A 22928-nucleotide genomic window follows, 5' to 3' on the forward strand; every position below is an offset into this window, starting at 1 on the left:
CGCAAAGCCGTGAGAGTCGTATTCGACACAAACATCCTGGTTGCCGCCGCGCGTTCGCGACAGGGCGCGAGTTTCGCGCTTATCGGTTCGATTCCCGCGGCAGAATTCCAGTTATGCCTATCAGTCGGGCTTTACGTCGAATGGCAGGCCGTGCTGACAAGAGATGAGAATCTGCCACCAGACCGCACAGCCGACGACGCGCTTGGGTTTCTTCGCTATCTCGCAAGTCAGGCGCATTTGCAGGAGATTCATTTCTTGTGGCGGCCGTTTCTTCCCGACGCTGATGATGACATGATATTGGAATTGGCTTTCGCTGCTGGTTGCCGCTATATTGTTACTCACAATGTGAAGGACTTTCAGGGCTCGGAGGAACTCGGCGTAACCGCCATAACTCCAGGCAATTTCCTGAACCTGATTCGGAGCCAACCATGAGCACGCTGACGATCGAACTACCGGATTCGCTGAAGCAGAGCATCGAAGAACTCGCTGCAAAAGAGGGCTATTCAGTGAGCCAGTTTTTGGCCAGCGCCGCCGGTGAAAAGCTGGCGGTGATGATGACGATGGACTATCTGCGCCGCGAAGCGGCTTCCGGGCGTCGCGAAGATTTCGAGCATTACATGAAAGCCGTACCAGACGTAGTCCCATCCGAAGACGACCGGCTCAACTAGAATCGTCGACAACGTACAAGCTCGCGGCGAACTATGTTTGACCATGATGAGAGAAGACGCCATTACGCTCTATTCCTTCGGGTACTGGGGGTGGGGCACCTCGACAGATTACCTTGTCCAGGCTTTCGATGCCCTTGAGCGAAGTCGAGGCTTCAATCCGCCAGTTCTCGTAGACGTTCGGATTTCCCGTAGTGTTAGAGCACCGGGTTTCAATAACCGTGCGCTCGAAAAGCTCGTAGGAAAGGAACGCTACGTTCATATGCCCGAACTGGGAAACCGAGCCGTGATAGAGAACACCGGGGAGAAGGTTACGATCGCAGATCCGGCCGCTGCGGGATCTCTGCTCAACCTGGCCATCAGTGAGCGCAGTAGAAGACGTCGAATCGTGTTTTTCTGCGCCTGCGCCTACCAAGTGAAGGATGGAAATCCATTCTGTCATCGATACGAAGTCGGCTCACTCCTTCTAAAGCAATCTCAAGAACGGAATCAACCGATCGTTGTTACTGAATGGCCGGGCACCGAACCCCAGATAATCACGCTGACAATCTCTTCTGAAGTTCTCAAGAAACTGCGCCGCGGAATGAAATCAATACCTCTTCCGAGGGATTTCGCTCTGGATCGCATTGCTTCCATCACATGGGGCTCTGTCGTCCATTGCTCGACGGATGGAGAGCCCTTCAATGCACGAGTCGGTCGCGCGAAGTGGAGTGCTAATGGCTGGTATTTGCCAGTCATCCATCTCCTTCGTAAAAATGACGCGGTGGCATCGCGGCCAGAGATGCGCGCTTGGGGTTTTCTCGAACGACGAACTTGAAAGATCCAACGAGCTAATCCAAAACTCACTCGCTTCGCAAAGCCAGCATCGGGTCTATCGACGTGACGCGACGCGCAGGCACAAAGCAGGCAGCCGCGGCGACTACCATCAACACCCCTGACACGGCAACAAACGTGATCGGATCAGTAGGCTCGACAGCAAACAACAGCGAGGACATGAGCCGGCCTAACAGCAGCGCTCCCGCTACGCCAATTGACAATCCCATCAGCACGAAGGTCATTCCCTGCCGCATCACCATACTGAGCACCCGGCCGGGCGTTGCCCCCAGAGCGAGCCGAATGCCAAGCTCGCGCCGGCGCTGGCTCACCGACAGCGCCATTACCCCAGCTATTCCCGCAGCGGTTATCACCAGAGCCAGCCCGGCAAACAGGGCCAGCAGCATCGCCGTCAACCGAGGCGAAGCGACTGCATCAGTCCGCACTTGCTCGAGCGTTTGAACTCGGTCAATCGCCGTCTCCGGATCAACCGCATAGATAGCCTCGCGCATCAGGCTCGTAATGCTCATCGGGTCGGCGGCGGTGCGCACCAGAAGGTTGTTTGCAAAGCCGTTCTGCGCGAGGGGAATGTATATTTCATCGGTCGGGTCGCGATCCAGCCCGTACTGCTTGACGTCGCTGACCACTCCGATGATGGTCACCCACGTTTGACCGCGATCGAAGCTGACTCGCCGGCCGATTGGGTCTTCATCGCTCCAGCGATGGCGAGCTGTCGATTGATTGATCACGGCCACGTTCAGCGACTTTTCGTTATCCGCCTCTTCAAAGGTTCGTCCCTTAACCAGAGCCAGGCGGATGGTCTCAAAATAGCCCGGGCTCGCCGAACGAAAATCGGCCTGAGGTGCAAGTTCCCCTTCAGGAATCGGGCGTCCTTCAATTTGAAAGCCCCTATTAAACGGACCGTTGGTGATGCCGAGTTGGTTCAAAGGATATGTGGACGCCAATCCCGCGGACTGCACGCCCGGTTGGGACCTCACCTTGTCGAGTAGCCGCTCGAACAGCGCCAGTGTCTTGTCCGGCGTATTGTATTTCGACCAGTTTGGACTGACTCTAATCGCCAACACTTTCTCGGGATCGAATCCGGGACTCACGCTCTGCAGCTTGATCAAGCTGCGAACCATCAGCCCAGCGCCGATAAGCAGCATGAACGACACCGCCACCTGCGCTACTATCAGAAGATTTCGAACACGCTGCCGGCTCGCGCTGGCGCTGGTGCGTCCGCCGCCCTCCTTCAACGCGTTGGTTAAGTTTTGATCCGAGGAGAACACGGGCACCAATCCGAACACCAGTCCGGTCACTACGGAAACCAGCAGCGTGAACAGCAACACGAGACCATCGATACGGATCTCGCCGGCGCGAGTAGTAAACCTGGCGGCGAAGTTTACGAGCAGGTGCAATCCTCCCGCCGCAAACAACAGCCCAAGTATGCCGCCGCCAAGCGAAAGCAGGGTGCTCTCGGTAAGCAGTTGCCTGATCAGACGGCCACGTCCTGCGCCCAGCGCCGCGCGAATCGCCATCTCGCGTTCTCGGCGCATCAGCCTGGCAAGAGTGAGATTAGCGACGTTCGCGCAGGCAATGAGCAGCACCAGACCGGCCGTCCCCAACAGGATCAAGAAAGTCGGCTTCGCTCGACGCGTCAGTTCTTCTTGAAGCGGAGACACGACTGCTCCGTATCCGCGATTAGTAGGATAGGAGTCCGCATACTGCTTCTGCAGGTTGGCGGCGATCGTGCTCAGATCAGCCTGAGCCTGAGCGACCGGGACATCGCGTTTGAGACGGCCGAACACGCTCATCATTCGCGCGTTCCGATTAGCCATGAACTGTTCGGAGGAGCGAGTCGGACACTGCGACGTGGGCATGTAGACGTCTTCCTCTACAGGGTACTGCGGTATTGGCGGCAGAACTCCGATAACGGTATGCGGGCGATTGTTCATCTGGAAAACCCTGCCCACGATTCCCGGATCGCCGCCGTGACTCTGTTGCCAGTACTTGTGGCTGAGCACCAAAACGGCGTCAGAGCCGTGCTCTTCATCACCGGGAACAAACGTCCTACCGACAATGGGAATCACGCCCAACACATCGAAGAAGTTTGCCGATACGACGCCGGTCTGGACGCGTTGCGGTTCGATGCCACCGAGAAGCGTAAAGCTCATCGTGTGGTGCTCAACAACCGCATCGAGTGTCTGATTCTGCTCGCGGTAATCGAGCACTTCCTTGACGGAGAATGGCAACTTAAGGACACCGGCAAGCGGAGCCTGCTGCTGGACGATCACAAGCTGGGTCCCATCCTTGTAAGGCAACGGCCGCATCAGCACGCCGTAGATCACACTGAAGATAGCGGTGTTCGCGCCGATGCCGAGTGCCAGGGTTAAAACGGCAACTACAGTGAACCCGGGGTTGCGCAGCAAAATGCGCGCGCCGTAACGAGTGTCCTGCATGAGCGACTCGATTGAGCCGCCGCTGCGCACATCCCGACACTCCTCTTTGAATTTTTCGACGCCGCCGAAGCTGCGCAAGGCCTCACGGCGAGCCGCGGCGTGGCTCATTCCACGCGCGACGTTTTTTTCGATCTCCATTTCGAGGTGGAAACGCAGTTCTGCGTCCATGTCGCGCTCCACTTCGTCCTTTGAGAAAAGCGAGCGCAGGGCGTCTGAGATCTTTCGGAACATAAGAACCATCCTCCGGCTTACCAGCACACAACGAGTAGCGAGAGTCAACTCAGTGGCCGCCCCGTCCGTTGAGTTGACTCAGAACTTGCGACTAGGTCGTTTGCAAGATGCGATCGACAGCCGCCGATAACCGTTCCCAGTTTTCAGTCTCCTCGGCAAGCTGCTTTTTTCCCGTGCGGGTAAGCTCGTAGTATTTCGCCTGCCTGTTGTTTTCAGAGCTTCCCCATTCGGCCTTTATCAAGCCCTGTTGCTCGAGCCGGTAAAGCGCCGGATACAGTGAGCCCTGGTTGATGACCAGCACTTCTTCCGAAACCTGCTGGATGCGCTGAGAAATGCCCCAGCCGTGCATCGGCCCAAGAGCCAGCGTCTTCAGGACGAGCATGTCGAGCGTGCCCTGTAAAAGGTCGGTTGCCTTTGCCATCGCGAGCCTCCTAGATAATCTACAGGACGGGATAATACGGGCCTCTCCTGTAGACTGTCAAGGGGAAAGTTTTATTGAGGCCTCCCGTCACGCCGCGCCGTTTTGAAACGAGGGCTGGACGGCCGGTTCAAACTTGCATTATTGTCTCCCAGACCAGTGGATGGAGTTACCTTCGCAACAGACTCTTAACAGCCTCGCGATGTAGATCATTCAATACCGGGCAATACCGGGCAATACCGGGCAATACCGGGCAATACCGGGCAATACCGGGATTGAGGAGTGATTCTTATGAACACTGATTCACGGCTTCGCACAAATCGCATCGACATCCGGAAGTATCTAACAGCGCTATTCATCCTCGCGCTCTTGATCTCAAGTTCAGCGGTTGCGCAGCAAAGCGAGTCGAAGCGGCCTCTGACGCATAACGACTACGATGGTTGGCGCGCGATTCAAGGTCAGTCCCTATCTCGCGACGGCAAGTTCGTAGTCTACGCGCTGGTGCCGCAGGACGGCGACGGCGAGGTAGTCGTGCGCAACCTGGCAACCGGAGCCGAGTGGCGGCATACGCGAGGCGCGCAGCCGGTGAATCCTCCGCAGCGGTCGCCTGAAGCCGAGCCCGCAGCCGGACCACCGCCGTTTGGCGGCCGTCCTGTTTTCACTGCCGACAGCCGCTTCGTTGCGTTCCAGATCCAACCGGCCAAAGCAGAGACCGAAAAGGCAAAGAAGGAAAAGAAGAAGCCTGAAGAGATGCCCAAGAACGCGATGGGCATTATGGATCTCCGCACCGGAGAGGTGACTCGCATCGATCGAGTGAAGAGTTTCCAGGTGCCCGAAGAAGGCGCGGGCGTTATGGCTTATCTGCTCGAAACGAAGCCCGAAGAGAAAAAGCCCGACGACAAAAAGCCTGACGCAGCGTCGGCTCCTCCGGCGAACAGAACGAGGAGAGACAATAAGAAGAAGGAATATGGTAGCGATCTCGTGCTTCGCATCTTGACCGACAAGAGCGAGCGGACCTTCTCCGATGTTCTCGAATACACGATAAGCAAGGATGCCAGGAACGTCGCCTTCACCGTATCGTCAAGAAAAGAAGAGACCAACGGCGCTTACGCAGTTGCGGCGGCTTCGACCGATGCGCCGGTCGCGCTGCTGATGGGCAAGGGTAAGTACTCAAAGCTCTCATGGGACGACAAGCAAACGCAGCTCGCCTTTCTCAGCGACCGCGATGACGCCGCCTCAGTTCAACCTCGACCGAAACTTTATCTTTGGGACCGCAAGAGCGCCGCTGCCGCCGAATTGGTTTCGACGGCAACTCCGAACTTCAGAGCCAACTACGTTATCAGCGACAAAGGCCAGATCAACTTCTCTCTCGACGGCGGCCGGGTCTTCTTTGGTGTAGCTCCAACAGTGGAGCCGGAGAAGGACGAGACCGAAGACGCGCCGGCCGACGACAAGGTCTCCGTAGACCTTTGGCACTGGAAAGATGACTACATCCAGCCCATGCAGAAGGTGCGCGCCGAACAAGAAAGGAACCGTTCATACCGCGCGGTATTCCACATCGGCGATAAGAAGTATGTTCAGTTGGGCGATGAAACTATGCCAGGCGTCAATCCGGCGAGTGACGGGCGATGGGCGTTGGGCTCCGACGATCGCCCATATCGCATCCTGGTTGGGTACGATGACGATGCTAATGCCGCGGACGTGTTTATCCTGAACACTGCCGACGGAAGCCGCAAGCCGATCATGAAGAAACACAGCCGGGGGTTCACCTGGTCCCCAGCCGGACGGTACGCGCTGTTTTACGACGGCAAGGACTGGAACACGCTCTCAATCCCCGACGGCAAGGTCGTTAACTTGACGCGAAACCTCGGCGTGAAGTTCTGGCGCGAAAACCACGACTCGCCAAGCACTCCGCCATCATATGGCAGCGCGGGTTGGACCTCCGATGACAAATACGTTCTGCTCTACGATCAGTACGACATCTGGCAGATTGCGCCCGACGGATCCGGCGCAAAGAACCTCACCGACGGCGCCGGCCGAAAGGAGAAGATTCAGTTTCGTTACGTCAAGCTCGATCCCCAGGAGAAGGGCATCGACTCGACGAAGCCGCTGCTGCTTAGAGCCGAGAATGAGTGGACGCGAGACTCGGGCTTCTACAGGGACAAGATCGATGGAGGAATGCCTGAGAAGTTGATGATGGCGGCGAAGAGTTTCAGCCCGCCTTCGAAAGCCAAAGATGCCGATGTGTATTTGCTCACTGCGTCAACTTTCAATGAGTTTCCCGACCTGTTGGTCACCTCGCCCAGCTTCAAGGAGTTAAAGAAGGTCAGCGACGCGAATCCGCAGAAGGCTCAGTTGCGATGGGGCAATTCGGAACTGGTCCGATTCAAGAACCTCGACGGCGTTCCGCTCTCAGCGATGCTGATTAAGCCTCCGAACTTCGACCCGAACAAGAAGTATCCGATGATGGTCTATATCTACGAAACGCTGTCGGAGAACGTCCATCGCTTCGTGGATCCGCGGCCCGGCCACAGCATCAATCCAGCGTTCTACGCGAGCAACGGCTATCTTGTGCTCGAGCCTGACATCGTCTACACGATCGGGCATCCCGGACAGAGCGCGCTCAACTGCGTGCTGCCGGCGATTCAATCCGTCGTCGATAAGGGCTTCGTCGACGAGAAGGCGATCGGCATCCAGGGCCACAGTTGGGGCGGTTACCAGATCGCTTATATGATCACCCAGACGACGCGTTTCAAAGCGGCTTCGGCAGGAGCGCCCGTCGCTAACATGACCAGCGCGTATAGTGGAATCCGATGGGGCACGGGGCTGCCGCGGCAGTTCCAATATGAACACACCCAGAGCCGTATCGGCGGAAACCTGTGGGAAGCGCCGATGCTGTACCTGGAGAACTCGCCGGTGTTCAAAGCCAATCGCGTGCAAACGCCGCTGCTGATGATTCACAACGACGCAGACGACGCTGTGCCCTGGTATCAAGGCATCGAGTACTATCTGGCGCTGCGGCGGCTGGGCAAAGAAGCGTATCTGTTCACCTACAACGGCGAACCTCACGGCTTGCGCAAGCGGCAAAACCAGAAAGACTACACGATGCGGTTGCAGCAGTTCTTCGATCACTTCTTGAAGGGGGCACCCGCGCCCGAATGGATGGTCAAGGGGATACCGTACCTTCAGAAAGACAAAGAGAAGGAGAAGTACAAAACGTCGGCGGACATGAAAGAGAGGGCGGGGAAGTGAAGCGGCAGTTTGCGATCTCCGTAAACTGCATTGAATCGCGCTGTATCTGGTGCTAGATTCAGCGCAGGATCTGATCAAGGAGTTTAAGCGACCATGGCAATAAGTCTAACTGAAGACATTCGCTCAGTAACTGACCTGAAGCGGAATGCACAGAAGATTCTCGACCACATGCACAAGACCGGCCGGCCCGTCATCCTGACGAAGAACGGTAAGGCGGATGCTGTCCTGCTCGATGCGAAGACCTTTGAGAAGCATCTGAAGGCGAGCAATCTGGCGAGACTGCTTGCTCCCGCTGAGGAAGACATCGCCGCCGGTCGCGAGAGTGAAATGGGGCAGTTTTTGCAAGAGTTCAAGCATGCCCACGGAATTCCAATATAAGGGTAATCCACGGATCGCGCTTGCTGGATATTACGTCGCTTGACCTTTGATTCACTTGCACACGTTTACCAAACGAAGCACTCACCGGAGAGAATACCGTGGTTAGTTTCATAGACGAAGCCGTCGAGCAATTCGCTCACGATCACACCAAGCCTGAATCTGATTTGTACGTTCGTTTGCGCGAAGAAACGTATCGCGACATGAACTGTCCGCAGATGCAGGTCGGCCGCATCGAAGGCCAATTCCTCAAGATGCTTGTGCGCTTGACTGGCGCGCGGCGGATTCTGGAGATCGGAATGTTCACCGGCTACAGCGCGCTGATGATGGCCGAGGGTCTCCCCGATGACGGACACCTGATCACTTGCGACGTCGACCCGAAGGCTGAAGCCATCGCGCGGCGCTACTTCAATGAGAGCCCTCACGGTCACAAGATCGAGATCCGAATAGGACCCGCGCTCGAGACGATAAAGACCTTGAGCGGTCCAATCGATATGGTCTTCATCGATGCCGACAAGGGCAACTACTCGAGCTACTACGAGGCGTGTCTTCCTTTGGTGAAGCCGGGCGGGTTGATTGTGGCCGACAATGTACTGTGGAGCGGACGCGTGCTTAATCCCGAAAGCGTCGACGATCATGCCATCGTCGCGTTCGACAAGCTCGTGCAATCGGACCCGCGAGTCGAGAATGTCTGCCTGACGGTGCGCGACGGGATGATGCTGGCGTGGAAGCGCCCTTAGCATTTGGACGATGGCGAAGACATGGGTCTTGAAATCTCGCGACACTCACTATGACGATTGAAGCATCGCGCCTAAAACGATGCTTACAAAGGACGCACATCTCTCACATCGGTTGCCGATAATCCCACCAACGCAGTTGGTGGTGCGTTCATACTCGGCCTACAAAAGGACTGGCGCGCGCCCTTCGGAATCCCACCAACGCAGTTGGTCGCCACCAACGCAGTTGGTGGTGCGTTCATACCTAGCCTACAATGGCGGCGCTCACCTCGGTCAGTCCTTTTGTTTAGGCTGAGTATGAACAATCCACCAACTGCGTTGGTGGGATTCGGGGAGCTGCGTCGGCTCCAATAGACGTGTAGGCTGAGTATGAACGCACCACCAACTGCGTTGGTGGGATTACCGGAACACTTTATGTGTGCTATCGACTTTTTCAGGAGCCTGCCAATCGGACTACGCCTGTGTTTCGCCACTTCGTCGTAACCAAACGGCGCTCGCCGGCGTTTTGGCCTACAGCGGAATTCTTATCAGGTTCTATCAGCATTCAGTTTGTAAGTCTCCGCGAAAAATTCTCAGTACAACCTTAAGGAGAGAGTTGATTATGAAGAGGTCCCTAGTATTTCTGAGCTTGTGTTGTGTTTTGATGGTTGGCTTCTGGTCAGTGAGCGCAGCGCCGGCGAACTTTGCCGGCACGTGGGCGCTCGATAAAGCCAAGACCGAGGGTTTGCAAGGCCAGATGGCCAGCGTAGACCAAACGTGGGTGGTCACTCAGGACGCCAAGACGTTCACGGTTGAAAAGACGTTCTCGGGCGGCGAGCAGCCAAGGCCACCGCAAAAGGCAACTTACAATCTGGACGGCAGCGAAACGACCCAGGAGATGACCGGACGCATGCCTGGCAAAGCTGCCCTGAAAGCAAAGTGGCAGGGTGATGGCAGCATCCTCGAGCTGAGCTCGGTTCTCAAGACGAACGTTCAAGGCAACGACGTCACCATAACCACGACCGAACATTGGGAGCTTGCGGACGGCGGGAAGACGCTTAAGGTTCACCGCACACAGGAAACCCCGCGAGGCACGCAGGAAGCCAAGCTCACTTTCGTTAAGAAGTAGCTTGGCCAGAGCCGAGCGTCATTGCTCTTTCAACTCTGCGTTTTTGAAACTCGCTTGAAGCCGCCTCATGCCGCGAAGCCATCGATCGTAATCGGTGGCTTTGCGGCTGAAGTACTCCGCGACTTCAGGGTGAGGCAAGATCAAGAACCGCTCCTCGTGTAAACCCTTCACCACCGCCTCGGCGACGTCTTCAGGCTCGAGTGCATTCGCTCGAAGAAACTCGCCCGGTCCGCCCGCTGACCTCCTCAGCAAATCGGTGTTAACGCCTTGAGGGCATAGACAAGAGACTTTGATTCCCGCATCGCCGTGAGTGATCGCTATCCATTCTGCGAACGCGACCGCCGCGTGCTTGGTCACCGAGTAGGGTGCCGAGCCGATCTGAGCTAACAAGCCGGCTGCTGATGCTGTCGCCAAAATGTACCCTTCGCCTCGCGCAAGCATGCCCGGCAAAACGTGACGAGCAGCGTAGATGTGAGCCATCACGTTCACTTCCCAGATGCGCTGCCAGATCTCGTTTGGTTCATCGATGCCGCCTGGAGTGCCGATGCCTGCGTTTGAGCAGAACAGATCGATCGCGCCATAAGCTTCGATCGCACGGGCTACAAGATTGACGATGTCAGCTTCGACGGCGACGTTGGTCTTGATCGCCAGTCCGCCGATCTCCTTCGCGAGCGCCTCTGCGCGCTCGGTGTCGAGGTCCCCGATAACAACGCCTCGCGCGCCTTCCGCGGCAAAGCGTTCGCACAGCGCTCGCCCGATCCCGTTAGCGCCACCGGTCACGACTGCGACTTTGTCTTTGAGTTTCATTCGTCTCCAAGATCGGTTAGACCACGGATGACACTGATTCGACGGATCAGCACGGTTCTGATCCGTGATGATCTGTTAAATCTGTCCTATCCGTGGTCTGTTCTTCGCTACTCGTACTTCTTAAGTTCAAGCTTGGCAATTGACTCGCGATGAACCTCATCCGGTCCGTCCGCGAGCCTCAACGTGCGAGCGCCCGCCCACGCCGCCGCGAGCTCGAAGTCCTGGCACACGCCGCCGCCGCCGCAAGCTTGAATCGCTCGGTCAATCACTCGCAAAGCCATGCTCGGCGCGATGACTTTGATCATCGCGATCTCGGCACGCGCGGCTTTGTTGCCGACGGTATCCATCATATAAGCCGCCTTCAAAGTCAGCAGCCGCGACTGCTCGATTTCCATGCGCGACGTAGCAATGTCCGCGCGAATGGTCCCCTGCGCCGCGATCGGCTTTCCGAACGCGACGCGCGAGCGGACTCGCTTGCACATCGTTTCAAGCGCACGCTCCGCCAATCCGACCAATCGCATACAGTGGTGTATGCGGCCCGGCCCCAGCCGCCCTTGAGCGATCTCAAATCCGCGCCCTTCGCCCAACAGCATGTTCGAAACGGGAACGCGAACGTTTCCGAACGAAACTTCTCCGTGGCCGTGCGGCGCGTGATCGTAGCCGAACACCGTTAGCATCCGCTGGATCTTCACTCCAGGAGCGTCCATCGGGACGAGAATCATGGATTGTTGTTTGTGCAACGGCGCCGTGGGATCGGTCTTGCCCATGAAAATCGCGATCTTGCAGCGTGGATCGCCCGCGCCTGAGCTCCACCACTTGAGTCCGTTGATTGCGTAGTGATCTCCGTCGCGAACGATGCTAGCTTGAATGTTGGTCGCGTCTGATGATGCGACCGCCGGCTCGGTCATCGCGAAGCACGAACGAATCTCACCGTTGAGCAGAGGCTTCAGCCATTGTTCCTTCTGCTCTTCGCTGCCGTAACGGGCGAGCACTTCCATGTTTCCGGTGTCGGGAGCTGAGCAGTTGAACACCTCGGGCGCCATTGTGGATCGGCCCATGATTTCACACAGCGGAGCATACTCCAGGTTGGACAGCCCCTCGCCAAAAGGGTTCTCAGGCAGGAACAGATTCCACAGACCCGCGGCGCGCGCCTTGGGCTTCAGCTCTTCTATGATTGCGGTCGGCTGCCATCTGTCGCCTTCATTGATCTGTTGATAGAAGACCTTCTCGTTTGGATAAACGTACTCGTCCATGAATGCGAGAAGCCTCGTCTGAAGCGCTTTGACTTTGTCTGTGTATTCGAAGTGCATATGGATTCCTTTCTTGGTTATGAGTGAGAGGCCATCACGATAGTTGATGAATGGCGAGAGTTCAACCTTTGGAGCGAAGAGCATGGAGTCCGTAGTGAGTAGTCAGTCGTCAGTCGTCAGTCGTCAGTCGTCAGTCGTGGCCTTTCCGTCTGTTTCCACCGCTGCCCGAACATGGGCCAGATACTGCGCCTCGGGCAGCGCGCCGACGAACTCCGTTGTTTCATTGATCACAATCTTGGGCACGCCCCTGACACCGTAGCGGCGCGAGAGATCCGGGAACTCCATCGCTTCGATAACATCAGCCGTCACGTGCGCGCTCTCAACCGCCATCTGGTGGGCCATCCTGGCCGCCGCGGGACAATACGGTCAGGTAGGTGTCGTGAAGACTTTGATGTTCACATCCTCGGTTAGCGTGGACAGATACTCGCGCGTCTCCTCCGAGAGATCAGTCGTACCCTTGGAGACATCGACCAAATCCTCGATCAATGCGGAGAACTCGTAGCCCGACGGGATTCCGAAGAAGCGCACTCGACCGCGCGACGCGCCTTTGAAGACAAACGCCGGCACTCGATCAATGCCCAGCGCGTCCGCTTCTTCCTTTGCCGTCGAGATTTCATGCACCGTCAACTTCAGCTTATCCGACAACGCCGAGACTTCTTCGAGCAGTTCCTCGGTTTGAGTGCACATCTCGCAAGGCTGCTTGCCGGGAATAATGATCGGCGATTCGCGCTCGGTGAACATCACAATCTCGACGTCGCCGTCGAGACTCTCACTGAAGTGGTTGCGTATTGTCTCTCTGTCGGTTTCAGATATCAGTCCCATTGTTTACTCCTATGAAGAAGGTTCGTAGTCCCGCCTTCAGGCGGAAGTTGGTAGCCGCCCTGCCTGAGTGCCAATCCCCCAACTTCCGCCTGAAGGCGGGACTACGAACTCTCCTCTGTTTCGATCAGCGCTTCGATCCGCTCAGCCAGGGCGAAGTCGTATTCGGTTACACCGCCCACTGCGTGCGTCCAGTTCCTGACCGTCACCTCATTGTAGTGAATGACAATGTCCGGGTGATGGTCCGCCGACTCGGCGATGTAAGCAACAGCGTTCACGAACAACATCGCGCGCACAAAGTTCTTGAACTCGTATTTCTTTTCGATCCAGTTTTCGCCGCGCAACCATCCGTTCAGCCGCGGCAGCCGCTTGCTGATTTCTTCTTCGCTCAGTTTCGGTGTGGCCGCGCTGCAAGTCATGTATTCAATGAGTCTGTATCTTCTGAGATTCAGAAAGCGAGTTGAAGCGATGGGTAATAGCGCCGTCTTCAAGTCTGGAAATGGCAAAAGGAGTGTCGCTGGCGGTCATGCCCTCGGCATATGACTTCACGATTATGTGCCGGTATTCGCTTTTTCGGTTTGCGATCACCGACTCCGCTATCGACTTCACGTTCGACTGTGTGGCCGGTCCGGACACATTGATTAACAACGTCAGGCTGCTTGCGACCGAATCGGCTTGCTCGGAGATCACCGAGAAAGGCTGCGCGTTGGAGAGCGTCGGAGCCGGCGCTGTGCCGCAAGAGACGAGAGCCAACAGAAAAAGTGCGATAACAGCGGACTTGAGCATCATCATCCCCGGAGAATACCTCAGCAACCATTGTGTTATCCCGTCCAGCGCGAGTCAACCTCCGCGACCCCGGACCTTCGTGAGAGCACTCGTCAAAGAGAGTTTCAACCTGAGGCTGAAACCTTTCCGGCCATGCTGCCACTCACTCGGCGTGACAGTTAGTGAAAACGGTTCGGGAGGAGTTCTACCAGAGATGAACAAGAAACTGATTCGACTATCGATTGCGACAATGGTGTTCGGATTTGCGCTGGCCGCTACCGTCGACGCGCAGGATTTTCAGAAGTCGTACCGGATTGGCGCGGGTGGCCAGATTCGAATTGGCAACGTATCAGGCGACGTAATAGTGACCGGCTACGACGGTGATGCGATCATCGTCAAGGGCACGAAGAAAGGCCGGGACCGCGATCAGGTTGAGGTCGAAGACCGCAGCGGCAGCGGCAACGTCGATGTCGGAGTTCGCTATCCTAAGCACCGCAACTGCGAAGCGAGTATCAAGTTTGAGGTGCAGGTGCCGCGTTCGGTGAACTACGACTTCGATCACATCGGCTCGGTGAGCGGCGATGTCCGGGTTACCGGAGTGACCGGCCGGTTGCACGCTTCCGCGGTCAGCGGCGACGTTCACATCAACGACGTATCCGGGTCTGTCAGCGCCTCAGCGGTCAGCGGCGGCGTCAGCGTCGAGATAAATCGGCTTGACGGCTCCGACGACATGAAGTTCTCTACGGTCAGCGGCGACGTTAGCGTGCTGCTTCCAGCCAGCCTCGATGCCGACGTTGACATATCGAGCTTCAGCGGGTCGATCAAGACCGACTTCCCGGTTGAGGTTCGCGCGGAACGCTATGGCTCGCGCAACTGGGCCCGCGGCAAACTCGGTGAAGGATCGCGGCGATTGAAGATGTCATCGGTGTCGGGCGATCTCAGCTTGCGACATCCGTGACGCGATGCGTGACTCGTGATAGGCTCGCGTCACTCTAGCAGGAGAAGAATCAGTTCGCGCAAAGACGCAAAGATCGCCAATGTGAATCTTGACGATCTTTGCGTCTTGGCCGCTCTGCGCGAACCTACGATTGGCTTTTAGGGCTCGTTGACGGTAAGTACTGTCGATGATACCCTTCGCACCGTGGCTGCCGAGAAGGAATCCGAACAACATAATGCCGCGCGAAAGTTTCAGGGCCCGGGAGGCACTCCCGGCGGGCTCGGCATGTTCATCTTTGGCCTCGCGTTGGCAATCGCCGGCGGCTACTTGATAATGAATCAGGTCCAGGTGACCAGCGGTTACTGGAGTTGGTGGGGCCAGAACACATTTGGGCTGACGCTCATTCCGCTGGTGATAGGAATTGGGCTTTTATTCTTCAACGGCAGATCGATAGCCGGCTGGGTGCTGGCCGGCGGCGGAGCCGTAATCATCTTCGTAGGCATTCTCGCAAACCTGCAAATCTACTTTCATCAAACGACGCTATTCAACGTCATCCTGATGCTCACGATGTTTGCAGCCGGGCTTGGGTTGATGGCCCGCGCTCTGAAGAGTTCCTGAACGATGCGATACCATCAACCGCCTTACCAGTCTTCAATTCCTATACCCTGCCTTCTCCTTTGCCTCTCCCTTATTGGGATCCTTGTGATTAGCTCGTTTGGGCTATCGCGCGCGATCACGGTTAGCCCTGCTGCACCCAACGATCTGAATAAGAAAGTCGAAGAACTGATTCGAGCGAGCGGCGCTGAAACAGTCGCCGTCGCTTACTATGACCTCGCGACTGGCGACGAGCTCCTGATCAATCCTGACGCTACGTTTCACGCGGCGAGCACGATGAAGGTGCCGGTGATGATGGAGATCTTTCGGCAAGCGGCGGCAGGCAAGCTCTCGCTCGATAGGCGCATCGCGATTAAGAACAGCTTCGCAAGCATCGTCGACGGCAGCCATTACCCGTTAAAGCCCGAAGACGATTCCGATCAGTCGCTTTACACCAGGGTTGGTCAGACCGCGACGATTCGCGAGCTCATTAGACTGATGATAACGGTGAGCAGCAACCTAGCTACGAATCTTTTGATCGAGCGCGTCACGCCGGAGAGGGTGATGGACCTGATGCACACGATCGGGGCTAATAACATTCGCGTGTTGCGAGGCGTTGAAGATGGCAAAGCGTTTGAGAAAGGCTTGAACAACACGACTACGGCGCGCGATCTGATGATCATCCTGCGCCGCATAGCGGAGCGCCGGGCGGTCTCAGCGAAGGCTTCGGATGAGATGATCAAGATCATGCTCGATCAGAAATTCAATGAGGGGATTCCTGCAGGCTTGCCGCCCGGCGCGCGCGTCTCACACAAGACAGGATCGATAACCAAGGTCAATCACGACGGTGCGATTGTTTATCCGCCGGGCCGGAAGCCCTACGTGCTTGTAGTGCTGGAGCGTGGGATTGAAGATGAGAAGCTCGCGCACAGGTTGATCGCGGACATTTCGCGAGTTGTTTATGAGGCAACCACGAGGTAGTTCAGGGAGTTTTGCGCCAGTTCCCTCACCCTGTAGGCAATGATGACTGAGGTGTCAAAGGTATAGACCGCCATTACGAGCTTTTGGAGTGATGGGCTTCGTAGGCCAGCTCCAAAGCCTTCAATGTAAGCCTCTTGGTCTTCTCAGGAAGCTTCGGAGCCGCTGGCTTGCGCCGTCGCTTCCGCTTTGCTCCATTGGCTTGTTTTGACTTGTTTGTCATGGTTCTCGTCAAGGTTGTTCTACCTTCGTCAAATAACCTGGCTGAAATATATCATTGGTCTATACGCTAGGTTCCATACGCTAGACGAGTGACAACAAAAAGCATAACATCCTGTTTATTTGCGGAAGCGAGTTTGTACCGTGAGATGAGAGGAAACGCGGATGATCCCAACCGCTGATCTAAAGTCGATCGCGCGTGCTCGACTGAACGATGCGAAGGTCCTCCTCAAAGGACGTCGGCTCGATGGCGCCGTTTATCTATGCGGTTACGCCGTCGAGATGGCGCTCAAAGCGCGGCTCTGTCGTACGCTCAAATGGAGCGGTTTCCCCGAGACCGGAGCAGAGTTTCAGGGATTGCAGTCGATCAAGACTCACAATCTGGAGATTCTGCTGCGGCTGTCGGGGGTCGAAGGGAAAATCAGAACGCGGTTCACCAGAGAATGGTCTCAGGTTCTCGACTGGGATCCCGAAAAACGCTACCAGACATCCGGCAAGTTTACGGAACAGCAGGCAAAGGATATGATTGCAGCGGTGACTAAGCTGCTGGGGGCCCTATGATCTCAACCAACAAGCTGCGAAAGGCGATGCGAGAGATTGCCGCGGCAAAGGGCGATTTTACTTTTTTTGGGATCTTCCTGCGGGCTGACGCGCTGGGTACCTGGGACCTGGTTGTCTCGGCCCCGTGGCTGGAAGAACGCCGGTTGAAACCTCTTGGAGAGTTCATTGAGTTATTGACGAAGTCGATAGGCAGACAGTCTCTGCGGCAGTTCGCCCGCATTGTAACGTTGAATCCCCGTGACCCTTCGCTTAAGGCGGTGGTTTCCGCTTATGCAGTGGATGACGGCGAAGTCCGTGTCCAACATTCGAAACTCTTCGGTCTCGATATCGAAGACGCGATCATCATGCGTGCGAAGAAGGCAGCGTAGCTTCCCGTTTTTCCCTGGCCGCGAATTCATACAATGAGAACTTTGGATGTGTCTGACGATTTCCATCCGTGACGAACCTTCTGGAGCTAGCACGCGACGAAAACGCTATCCTCAGGACATCTGAAGGACGAGAGTTCATTGGTTATCAAGAAGAATAGGAATGGAGGGAACTACAGTGCAAAGTGCCTTTGATGGAGAGAGCCTTAAGAGGCTTATAGATAAGATTCAAGAAAAGTGGATATGTACAACTTACTACGGCGGAGCTACATATTCAGTTAATCTTGTCTCTTGGTTTATTCAAGACGTCCACACAGAAGTGTTGCACTACGTAGGGCTCGACCGATATGACGGAGCTTTACAATTAGAAGGCCGCTACTTGGATGACAAGCAAGTAGCAGAAAGCATAGATATGGCGCAGCGTCACTGGTCTAGCAGCTCAGGTATGCCCAGGCACTTGCTTAGTCAAGCAGTGAGAAATGTATTGGAAGATTCCTGGCGTAAAGGAAAGTTGAAAGATCAGCCGAAGTTAAACTCATTCTACTGACACGCCAGAAAAGATGATACTGGAAACAAGAATGCGTCTATCTTCTCGTCGGCTTCTGCATAATCCGGCCTACGCCGGTTTTATGCAGCCCCCCCCGTATGATTCATGTTAGACCCCTTGACGACAAGCGGCGCAGACCAACTATTGGAGGTTATATGGACGGTGTAATACTTCTTGCGATAATTGCCGCAGTCATTCTGATATGGTTTTATGACTCACGCAAGAAGGGTATTGAAAGAAACAAACTCCGAAAAACATTTGCTTACCTCTACCAGATGAAGGACTCCTCTCTGTACTCAGCCGCGCTCCACGAACACTTTGAGGAGGTCGTCAAAGCAATCCCTTGGCTTGACCGAGCAGAGCTTGAAAGAATGCGTGATGACTCTCTCAAGAAAACGGCTGCGTTAGCCGGGGCTGCATACTTACACTTCGAGTCTCAGCATAAATTCATCCGAACTAATCCTTTTGCAAATGTTGCTCTACAAAAAGAAGATAGGAATTTGGTTGATGCGGTATTTGTTTCTGTTTACGGGCAAGGAGCAGAATTATTAAACTCGGAACCGGAGGATGAAGTTTTGAGTCTCATCAGGAACGTTCTGATACAGAAGAAGGCACAAAGGACAGACGTAGGCACCTGACACGAAACAGGGTCTAACACAGGCTTGGCGAGGTAGCCTTCAGGCAGAGGGGATCCCACGCCGCCTCTCATCACTTGGATGGGTTGTTCTGCTTATTGTCTTGGCGCTGATCGCTTGGTTTCTCTTGACCCATCCGGATCGAAACAGGGATGAACAATGTCATTCATTAGACGATTATTGAAGAGCATGTCAGGTAGACCAGACTTTGATGCTGAACAGATTGCGGACGATCTCTTTAGCGGCAGGCCAGAGAAGAGACGAATGAAAGAAAGAGAAGAAACTGACAGAATAATACAGAGGGCTCTTCAAAACAGGGATGTGCAGAATCTAGTCCGAGACATTGGAATTACGGAGGACCATATCCGTGATGTGTATCGAAGGTTGATGCTCCATGGCGATAAGAAGACGGCGGCGAATGCCATAAGCAATGTAGAACTTCTACGATGGTACTATTTCAATGGCGGCAAAGATAAAGTCTTATCCTTCGAACAAGTAGTGCAGCTTTTCACCTTCGCGAAGAGTGGTCGATTGTGATTGACTCCCCCAACTCTCCGCTTGAACCAAGTCGCAAAGAGCGCGGCTGGTTGAGGTTCATCGCTCGGCGTCATAACCAAAGAACGGTTCTTGCGGGGAGCTTCCTTCCCCAAGATCCTTCGCTCTAATGAGCCGTTACTACCGGGGATTCAGATGGTGTAGAGAGTGTCAATTACTATAATGTGCACAACGCCGAACTCGGCGATGCACGCGAGCGCAAAAAGCGCGCCGCGTGATCCCTACGTTAAACGCCTGCTTAAAGAGGAGAATGTCGTTAATGGATGGAGATGAGACTAAGGAAGAGGACCGAATAAACATTGACGGGCCAAGCCAAGAATCTATTTTTTATCAGTTAAGAACGTTTTATCTCCATTCTCCCGATATTGATGATCTGATCTCGCGAATCAGTTCAGAGTTGCACCATATACAAAGCTTCAGAGATGAGCGATTACTCGTTTTGGTAGGAACATTAGTGGCCGAGAATGCCATCGACACAGTTCTAACAGCGTCATGCCTGGGTTCAAGACGCTCAGAGACAAGAGGGATGTTACTCTTTCTATTCGAATTGAAATATTGAGAGCTTTGAGACTCATTCCGAATCGTTTGCTCGTTTGTGCCGATTTAATTCGCTCGATAAGGAATGACTTTGCTCACAATCTTGCAACGTCAACGTTTAGTGCTCTTTCACAAAGTAAGTTAAGATCAATCGAGGATCGAGTTCGTGAGTATAATAAGAAAGCTCTGGTGGGGAAAGATCAGGCGGAAATTTTTGCCATGCTCGTGCAGTTTACAGCAATGGGGCTTTACTTTTATGCTCGCCAAGTTGAAACACTCCATAAGCTTCTGCGAAACGAGGATTCCAAATCAACTATTCTCAGCTATCTCGAAAGCCATTTTCAACAAGACACGAAGTGAAAGATTAAGAGAATATTGCTTTAATACGGCGTCTAACAACCGCAGGCAGCGGAGCGCGGCGGGCGAGTCTTGCTGGTTCCCTGAGTGTTACGCGACACGCCCACTGATAAGAGGCGTTAGCAATGCAAGAGACTATCGTACGCTATTCCCCGGGCTCTGAGAGCTTCTCCCACCTTGCCTTGAGATCTTCCAGAATCTCCTTGAATCTCGGTTCATCACGCAGGCCTTCCCAGTTCGGGCTCCCTGAGATCCACGGGTAATTTTCGTTTCCCATCGAGATCGAACACTCCAGCCATTCGATGGCTTCGTTGTTCCTGCCCGACAGCGCGTAAGCCGTAGCCAACCGATAAGCGACGTCTTGATCAGCGCGGGCGATCTCGATGACTCGATCGTCGATCATCTCAAACGCGCGTTCGCGTTCGCCGCGCGCGAGGTAGCAGTAAGCGAGGAATATTTTCTGCGAGTGCAGGTCGGGATTCTTCGCCAGGATGTCTTCCATCACCATCGTCGCCTTCTCGATCTCCCCGCGATAGTAGTCAATCACCGCTGTGTATGTACGCAGCAACGGATGATGCGGCTCAAAAGCCAATCCCTTCGCAAGCTCCGCCTCTGCTTTGTCGTAGTCGTGCTGATAGATGAAAATTCGCGCGCGGTTCGAGCTTGCGTACACGATGTCGGTCGGCGAAATCTTCAGCAGCCGGTCCCACGCCGCAAGCGCGCGATCATACTGGCCCGATACGCGATACACATAAGCCGCCACCGAATGGACCGACGGCTCGTTGGGCGCGCGGCGCATAAGCCGGCGGATCTGCTGGCGCGCTTCTTCCGATCGTCCCGCAATCAAGTCGATGTAGATCATTCTGACGCGCGGCTCGACCAGGTTCTTGTCTATTTCGAGCGCGCGGTCGAAGCTCTCTTTCGCCTTGTGGAGATGCTCGACGCCGCCCATACCTTTCAGCACATAGTTGACCTGGCACACGCCAAGCCCGCTGTGAGCAAGCGCAAACCCCGCATCTCGCTCGATGGCTTCCGTGAATAGATCGATCGCCGACTCGAGGTCCGCAACGTCGAGCGTCTGAGTGACGAACTTGTAAAGCAACGTGCGCGCTTTGAGATAGCATTCATAAGCTTCGGCGCTTTCGGTCGGCGTTTTGACCAGACGTTCCTGCTCCTTGGGGCTTGTCTTTACGCGCAGCCCTTCGACGATCTGGCGCGAGATGGTGTCCTGAACGGTGATTATGTCTTTCGACTCGACGTCGATCTTCTCGCTCCACACGATCTCCCCGGAAGCCGTGTCTACCAACTGCGGGGTCAATCGGAAGCGATCTCCCGACTTCAGGTAGCCGCCTATCAACACCGCGTCCACGGCCAATGTGACTCCGACCGCGCGCGGGTCCACGTCCTTGTTTTGATACTGGGCTACGAAAGACGAAGGCCGGACGATCAGGTCGTGCAACTGGGCGAGCTCGGTGATTACGCTGTCAGCGAGGCTGAATCCATAGAAGTCATTCTCCGGGGCCCCCGACAGGTTTTTGAACGGAAGTATCGCGATCGCCTTCTTGTCACGCGACTGCCACATCGACGGTGTGACGTCGGGAGTCGCCGACGTGGAGGGGGAGCTTGATTCCTCCCTGGCCGGCGCCGTCATGTTGAATGCACGTTGAGCCCACGATGAAATGCGATCGAGAAGTCCCCCGCTCTTTTGCGGTTGCTTCGAAGCGCGCAGTGACGCTGTTTTGTCCGCAGGGACGATGCCGCTCTGGGCATAATGGCTGCGAACCAGCGAGCGGAGATCTTCGAGCAGCACCTCGGTCGATTGATAGCGTGCCGCTTCGCCTTTTGCCAGCGCCTTGGAGACGATTTCCTGAAGGCGCGGCGGCACACCTTCCCCAAGCGCCGCGGGCTCGTCGTGCATCACCGCGTGCATCACATCGACCGAGGTCTTTCCCTTGAAGGGCAGGCGTCCGGTGATCATTTCATACATTACAACGCCGAGCGAAAATATGTCCGAGCGCGCGTCGGCCCGATCGCCCCTCGCCTGTTCGGGAGACATATAGCTTGCAGTGCCGAAGGGTGTTCCGAGCGCAGTCAGCTCGGCTGTGGGATGAGCTCCGGAACCGTCGCCCGGCTGCATGAGTTTTGCCAAACCGAAGTCGAGAATCTTCGGTTGGTTTCGCTCGTTGAGCATGATGTTCGAGGACTTGATGTCGCGGTGAAGGACGTTGCGCCGATGTGCTTCGGCGACTGCGTCGGCAATCTCGAGCGAGAACTCCAGCGCTTGATCGAGGGGAAGCGGCCGGCCGCCGATGAACTTCTTGAGCGTCTTGCCGTCGACGTACTGCATGACGAAGAACAGAAGGTCTTCGACTTCATTGACTTCATAGACGATGCAGATGTTCGGGTGATCGATGGCTGAGGCGGCGCGGGCTTCGCGCAAGAAGCGCGTGCGGGCTTTCTCGTCTCCGACGAGGTCTGCGGAAAGCGCTTTGATGGCGACCGTGCGGTGAAGTTTTGTGTCCTCTGCTTTGTAGACCACACCCATACCGCCTTTTCCAATCTCTTTCAATATGCGGTAGTGGAGTATGGTTTTTCCAACCATCGACTTGAACCCGAGCGTGACCTCGACGCTTGCGTTCGATTATACACTCGGGAGGATGAGGGGCAATAGCAGTGTAGTGAGTCCCTCCGCGCGTTCCTGGTAGCGCTGGCCTCCCTGCCCGCGTGGCGTTGTGCGAGAAGGAGAATTGACGCTAGCGGAAAGAGGCAGGCAGGAATGCCCGCGCTCCCGGGTGCAATTCAAAAGTGGGACTCAGGTCCTTACTAGGAAAACCCCCAACTTCAGTTGGGGGAAGTTTAAGTTCAGCCTAATGGGGAAACGAGG

The 22928-nt window shown here is 55.5% G+C and carries 23 protein-coding genes and 1 pseudogene; 14 read left to right on the top strand and 10 right to left on the bottom strand.

What is annotated here, in order from left to right:
* The first annotated feature begins 9 nt into the window (after positions 1 to 9).
* Together AABO57_13755 and AABO57_13760 are read left to right on the top strand one after the other, a co-directional pair.
* Positions 10 to 432, top strand: a complete 423-nt coding sequence (locus AABO57_13755; protein ID MEK6286799.1) for a PIN domain-containing protein — start codon at positions 10 to 12, stop codon at positions 430 to 432.
* A complete protein-coding gene (locus tag AABO57_13760) occupies positions 429 to 668 on the top strand; it encodes a ribbon-helix-helix protein, CopG family (GenBank protein ID MEK6286800.1) in 240 nt (79 codons plus the stop codon). The genes AABO57_13755 and AABO57_13760 overlap by 4 nt, the downstream gene beginning before the upstream one ends.
* Before the next feature lie 31 nt (positions 669 to 699).
* Here AABO57_13760 and AABO57_13765 read toward each other — a convergent pair whose 3' ends face one another.
* From AABO57_13765 to AABO57_13775, 3 genes are all read right to left on the bottom strand, one after another.
* The gene (locus AABO57_13765) at positions 700 to 1107 is read right to left on the bottom strand and encodes a hypothetical protein (GenBank protein ID MEK6286801.1); all 408 of its coding nucleotides are present in this window, start codon (positions 1105 to 1107) and stop codon (positions 700 to 702) included.
* A gap of 400 nt (positions 1108 to 1507) precedes the next feature.
* A complete protein-coding gene (locus AABO57_13770; protein MEK6286802.1) occupies positions 1508 to 4168 on the bottom strand; it encodes an ABC transporter permease in 2661 nt (886 codons plus the stop codon).
* Between the two features lie 91 nt (positions 4169 to 4259).
* Positions 4260 to 4589 carry a PadR family transcriptional regulator gene (locus AABO57_13775; protein MEK6286803.1) on the bottom strand — a complete coding sequence of 110 codons (330 nt, stop codon included), beginning with the start codon at positions 4587 to 4589 and terminating at the stop codon, positions 4260 to 4262.
* Positions 4590 to 4877: 288 nt separating this feature from the next.
* Between AABO57_13775 and AABO57_13780 the strand changes: the two genes are divergently transcribed.
* The 4 genes from AABO57_13780 (at position 4878) to AABO57_13795 (ending at position 10058) form a co-directional block, all read left to right on the top strand.
* Complete coding sequence (locus AABO57_13780) at positions 4878 to 7838, top strand: prolyl oligopeptidase family serine peptidase (protein MEK6286804.1); 2961 nt, start codon at positions 4878 to 4880, stop codon at positions 7836 to 7838.
* A 93-nt stretch (positions 7839 to 7931) separates the two neighbouring features.
* Complete coding sequence (locus AABO57_13785) at positions 7932 to 8216, top strand: type II toxin-antitoxin system Phd/YefM family antitoxin (protein ID MEK6286805.1); 285 nt, start codon at positions 7932 to 7934, stop codon at positions 8214 to 8216.
* 98 nt (positions 8217 to 8314) lie between these two features.
* On the top strand, positions 8315 to 8953 hold the full coding sequence (locus AABO57_13790) for a class I SAM-dependent methyltransferase (protein MEK6286806.1): 639 nt from the start codon (positions 8315 to 8317) through the stop codon (positions 8951 to 8953).
* Between the two features lie 598 nt (positions 8954 to 9551).
* Positions 9552 to 10058, top strand: coding sequence for a hypothetical protein (locus AABO57_13795; protein MEK6286807.1), 507 nt, complete (start codon positions 9552 to 9554; stop codon positions 10056 to 10058).
* An 18-nt stretch (positions 10059 to 10076) separates the two neighbouring features.
* Here AABO57_13795 and AABO57_13800 read toward each other — a convergent pair whose 3' ends face one another.
* The 6 genes and pseudogenes from AABO57_13800 to AABO57_13825 form a co-directional block, all read right to left on the bottom strand.
* Positions 10077 to 10865 carry an SDR family oxidoreductase gene (locus AABO57_13800; GenBank protein MEK6286808.1) on the bottom strand — a complete coding sequence of 263 codons (789 nt, stop codon included), beginning with the start codon at positions 10863 to 10865 and terminating at the stop codon, positions 10077 to 10079.
* Between the two features lie 107 nt (positions 10866 to 10972).
* Positions 10973 to 12175 carry an acyl-CoA dehydrogenase family protein gene (locus AABO57_13805; GenBank protein ID MEK6286809.1) on the bottom strand — a complete coding sequence of 401 codons (1203 nt, stop codon included), beginning with the start codon at positions 12173 to 12175 and terminating at the stop codon, positions 10973 to 10975.
* 123 nt (positions 12176 to 12298) lie between these two features.
* Positions 12299 to 12529 (bottom strand): annotated as a pseudogene (locus AABO57_13810) (thioredoxin family protein).
* Positions 12530 to 12541: 12 nt separating this feature from the next.
* Positions 12542 to 12997 carry a thioredoxin family protein gene (locus AABO57_13815; GenBank protein ID MEK6286810.1) on the bottom strand — a complete coding sequence of 152 codons (456 nt, stop codon included), beginning with the start codon at positions 12995 to 12997 and terminating at the stop codon, positions 12542 to 12544.
* Between the two features lie 101 nt (positions 12998 to 13098).
* On the bottom strand, positions 13099 to 13413 hold the full coding sequence (locus AABO57_13820; GenBank protein MEK6286811.1) for a 4a-hydroxytetrahydrobiopterin dehydratase: 315 nt from the start codon (positions 13411 to 13413) through the stop codon (positions 13099 to 13101).
* Between the two features lie 4 nt (positions 13414 to 13417).
* On the bottom strand, positions 13418 to 13786 hold the full coding sequence (locus AABO57_13825) for a hypothetical protein (protein MEK6286812.1): 369 nt from the start codon (positions 13784 to 13786) through the stop codon (positions 13418 to 13420).
* 187 nt (positions 13787 to 13973) lie between these two features.
* On the opposite strand from AABO57_13825, the gene AABO57_13830 reads away from it, so the two are divergent.
* The 8 genes from AABO57_13830 (at position 13974) to AABO57_13865 (ending at position 19132) form a co-directional block, all read left to right on the top strand.
* Positions 13974 to 14717 carry a DUF4097 family beta strand repeat-containing protein gene (locus AABO57_13830; GenBank protein MEK6286813.1) on the top strand — a complete coding sequence of 248 codons (744 nt, stop codon included), beginning with the start codon at positions 13974 to 13976 and terminating at the stop codon, positions 14715 to 14717.
* 147 nt (positions 14718 to 14864) lie between these two features.
* Entirely contained in the window at positions 14865 to 15314 is a 450-nt protein-coding gene (locus AABO57_13835) for a hypothetical protein (protein ID MEK6286814.1), read from the top strand.
* Positions 15315 to 15398: 84 nt separating this feature from the next.
* Positions 15399 to 16271 carry a serine hydrolase gene (locus tag AABO57_13840; protein ID MEK6286815.1) on the top strand — a complete coding sequence of 291 codons (873 nt, stop codon included), beginning with the start codon at positions 15399 to 15401 and terminating at the stop codon, positions 16269 to 16271.
* Positions 16272 to 16652: 381 nt separating this feature from the next.
* A complete protein-coding gene (locus AABO57_13845) occupies positions 16653 to 17048 on the top strand; it encodes a HEPN domain-containing protein (GenBank protein ID MEK6286816.1) in 396 nt (131 codons plus the stop codon).
* The gene (locus AABO57_13850; GenBank protein MEK6286817.1) at positions 17045 to 17416 is read left to right on the top strand and encodes a hypothetical protein; all 372 of its coding nucleotides are present in this window, start codon (positions 17045 to 17047) and stop codon (positions 17414 to 17416) included. The genes AABO57_13845 and AABO57_13850 overlap by 4 nt, the downstream gene beginning before the upstream one ends.
* A gap of 160 nt (positions 17417 to 17576) precedes the next feature.
* A complete protein-coding gene (locus tag AABO57_13855; protein ID MEK6286818.1) occupies positions 17577 to 17960 on the top strand; it encodes a hypothetical protein in 384 nt (127 codons plus the stop codon).
* Positions 17961 to 18115: 155 nt separating this feature from the next.
* A complete protein-coding gene (locus AABO57_13860; GenBank protein ID MEK6286819.1) occupies positions 18116 to 18598 on the top strand; it encodes a hypothetical protein in 483 nt (160 codons plus the stop codon).
* A gap of 156 nt (positions 18599 to 18754) precedes the next feature.
* Positions 18755 to 19132: a hypothetical protein gene (locus tag AABO57_13865; protein ID MEK6286820.1), complete on the top strand. Its 378-nt coding sequence runs from the start codon at positions 18755 to 18757 to the stop codon at positions 19130 to 19132.
* Between the two features lie 1057 nt (positions 19133 to 20189).
* Here the strand turns inward: AABO57_13865 and AABO57_13870 are convergent.
* A complete protein-coding gene (locus AABO57_13870) occupies positions 20190 to 22646 on the bottom strand; it encodes a protein kinase (GenBank protein ID MEK6286821.1) in 2457 nt (818 codons plus the stop codon).
* Positions 22647 to 22928: the final 282 nt, after the last annotated feature.

Source organism: Acidobacteriota bacterium, from assembly GCA_038040445.1.
GTDB classification, from domain to species: domain Bacteria; phylum Acidobacteriota; class Blastocatellia; order UBA7656; family UBA7656; genus Onstottus_A; species Onstottus_A frigus.

What these genes read in the sequence shown, in the direction of transcription:
- AABO57_13825 (MEK6286812.1), bottom strand. Translation starts at nt 13,786, where the DNA reads ATGATGATGCTCAAGTCCGCTGTTATCGCACTTTTTCTGTTGGCTCTC.
- AABO57_13845 (MEK6286816.1), top strand. Translation starts at nt 16,653, where the DNA reads ATGATCCCAACCGCTGATCTAAAGTCGATCGCGCGTGCTCGACTGAAC.
- AABO57_13865 (MEK6286820.1), top strand. Translation starts at nt 18,755, where the DNA reads ATGTCATTCATTAGACGATTATTGAAGAGCATGTCAGGTAGACCAGAC.
- AABO57_13785 (MEK6286805.1), top strand. Translation starts at nt 7,932, where the DNA reads ATGGCAATAAGTCTAACTGAAGACATTCGCTCAGTAACTGACCTGAAG.
- AABO57_13830 (MEK6286813.1), top strand. Translation starts at nt 13,974, where the DNA reads ATGAACAAGAAACTGATTCGACTATCGATTGCGACAATGGTGTTCGGA.
- AABO57_13855 (MEK6286818.1), top strand. Translation starts at nt 17,577, where the DNA reads ATGGAGGGAACTACAGTGCAAAGTGCCTTTGATGGAGAGAGCCTTAAG.
- AABO57_13800 (MEK6286808.1), bottom strand. Translation starts at nt 10,865, where the DNA reads ATGAAACTCAAAGACAAAGTCGCAGTCGTGACCGGTGGCGCTAACGGG.
- AABO57_13760 (MEK6286800.1), top strand. Translation starts at nt 429, where the DNA reads ATGAGCACGCTGACGATCGAACTACCGGATTCGCTGAAGCAGAGCATC.
- AABO57_13775 (MEK6286803.1), bottom strand. Translation starts at nt 4,589, where the DNA reads ATGGCAAAGGCAACCGACCTTTTACAGGGCACGCTCGACATGCTCGTC.
- AABO57_13820 (MEK6286811.1), bottom strand. Translation starts at nt 13,413, where the DNA reads ATGACTTGCAGCGCGGCCACACCGAAACTGAGCGAAGAAGAAATCAGC.
- AABO57_13765 (MEK6286801.1), bottom strand. Translation starts at nt 1,107, where the DNA reads ATGACAGAATGGATTTCCATCCTTCACTTGGTAGGCGCAGGCGCAGAA.
- AABO57_13815 (MEK6286810.1), bottom strand. Translation starts at nt 12,997, where the DNA reads ATGGGACTGATATCTGAAACCGACAGAGAGACAATACGCAACCACTTC.
- AABO57_13780 (MEK6286804.1), top strand. Translation starts at nt 4,878, where the DNA reads ATGAACACTGATTCACGGCTTCGCACAAATCGCATCGACATCCGGAAG.
- AABO57_13860 (MEK6286819.1), top strand. Translation starts at nt 18,116, where the DNA reads ATGGACGGTGTAATACTTCTTGCGATAATTGCCGCAGTCATTCTGATA.
- AABO57_13850 (MEK6286817.1), top strand. Translation starts at nt 17,045, where the DNA reads ATGATCTCAACCAACAAGCTGCGAAAGGCGATGCGAGAGATTGCCGCG.
- AABO57_13795 (MEK6286807.1), top strand. Translation starts at nt 9,552, where the DNA reads ATGAAGAGGTCCCTAGTATTTCTGAGCTTGTGTTGTGTTTTGATGGTT.
- AABO57_13770 (MEK6286802.1), bottom strand. Translation starts at nt 4,168, where the DNA reads ATGTTCCGAAAGATCTCAGACGCCCTGCGCTCGCTTTTCTCAAAGGAC.
- AABO57_13805 (MEK6286809.1), bottom strand. Translation starts at nt 12,175, where the DNA reads ATGCACTTCGAATACACAGACAAAGTCAAAGCGCTTCAGACGAGGCTT.
- AABO57_13870 (MEK6286821.1), bottom strand. Translation starts at nt 22,646, where the DNA reads ATGGTTGGAAAAACCATACTCCACTACCGCATATTGAAAGAGATTGGA.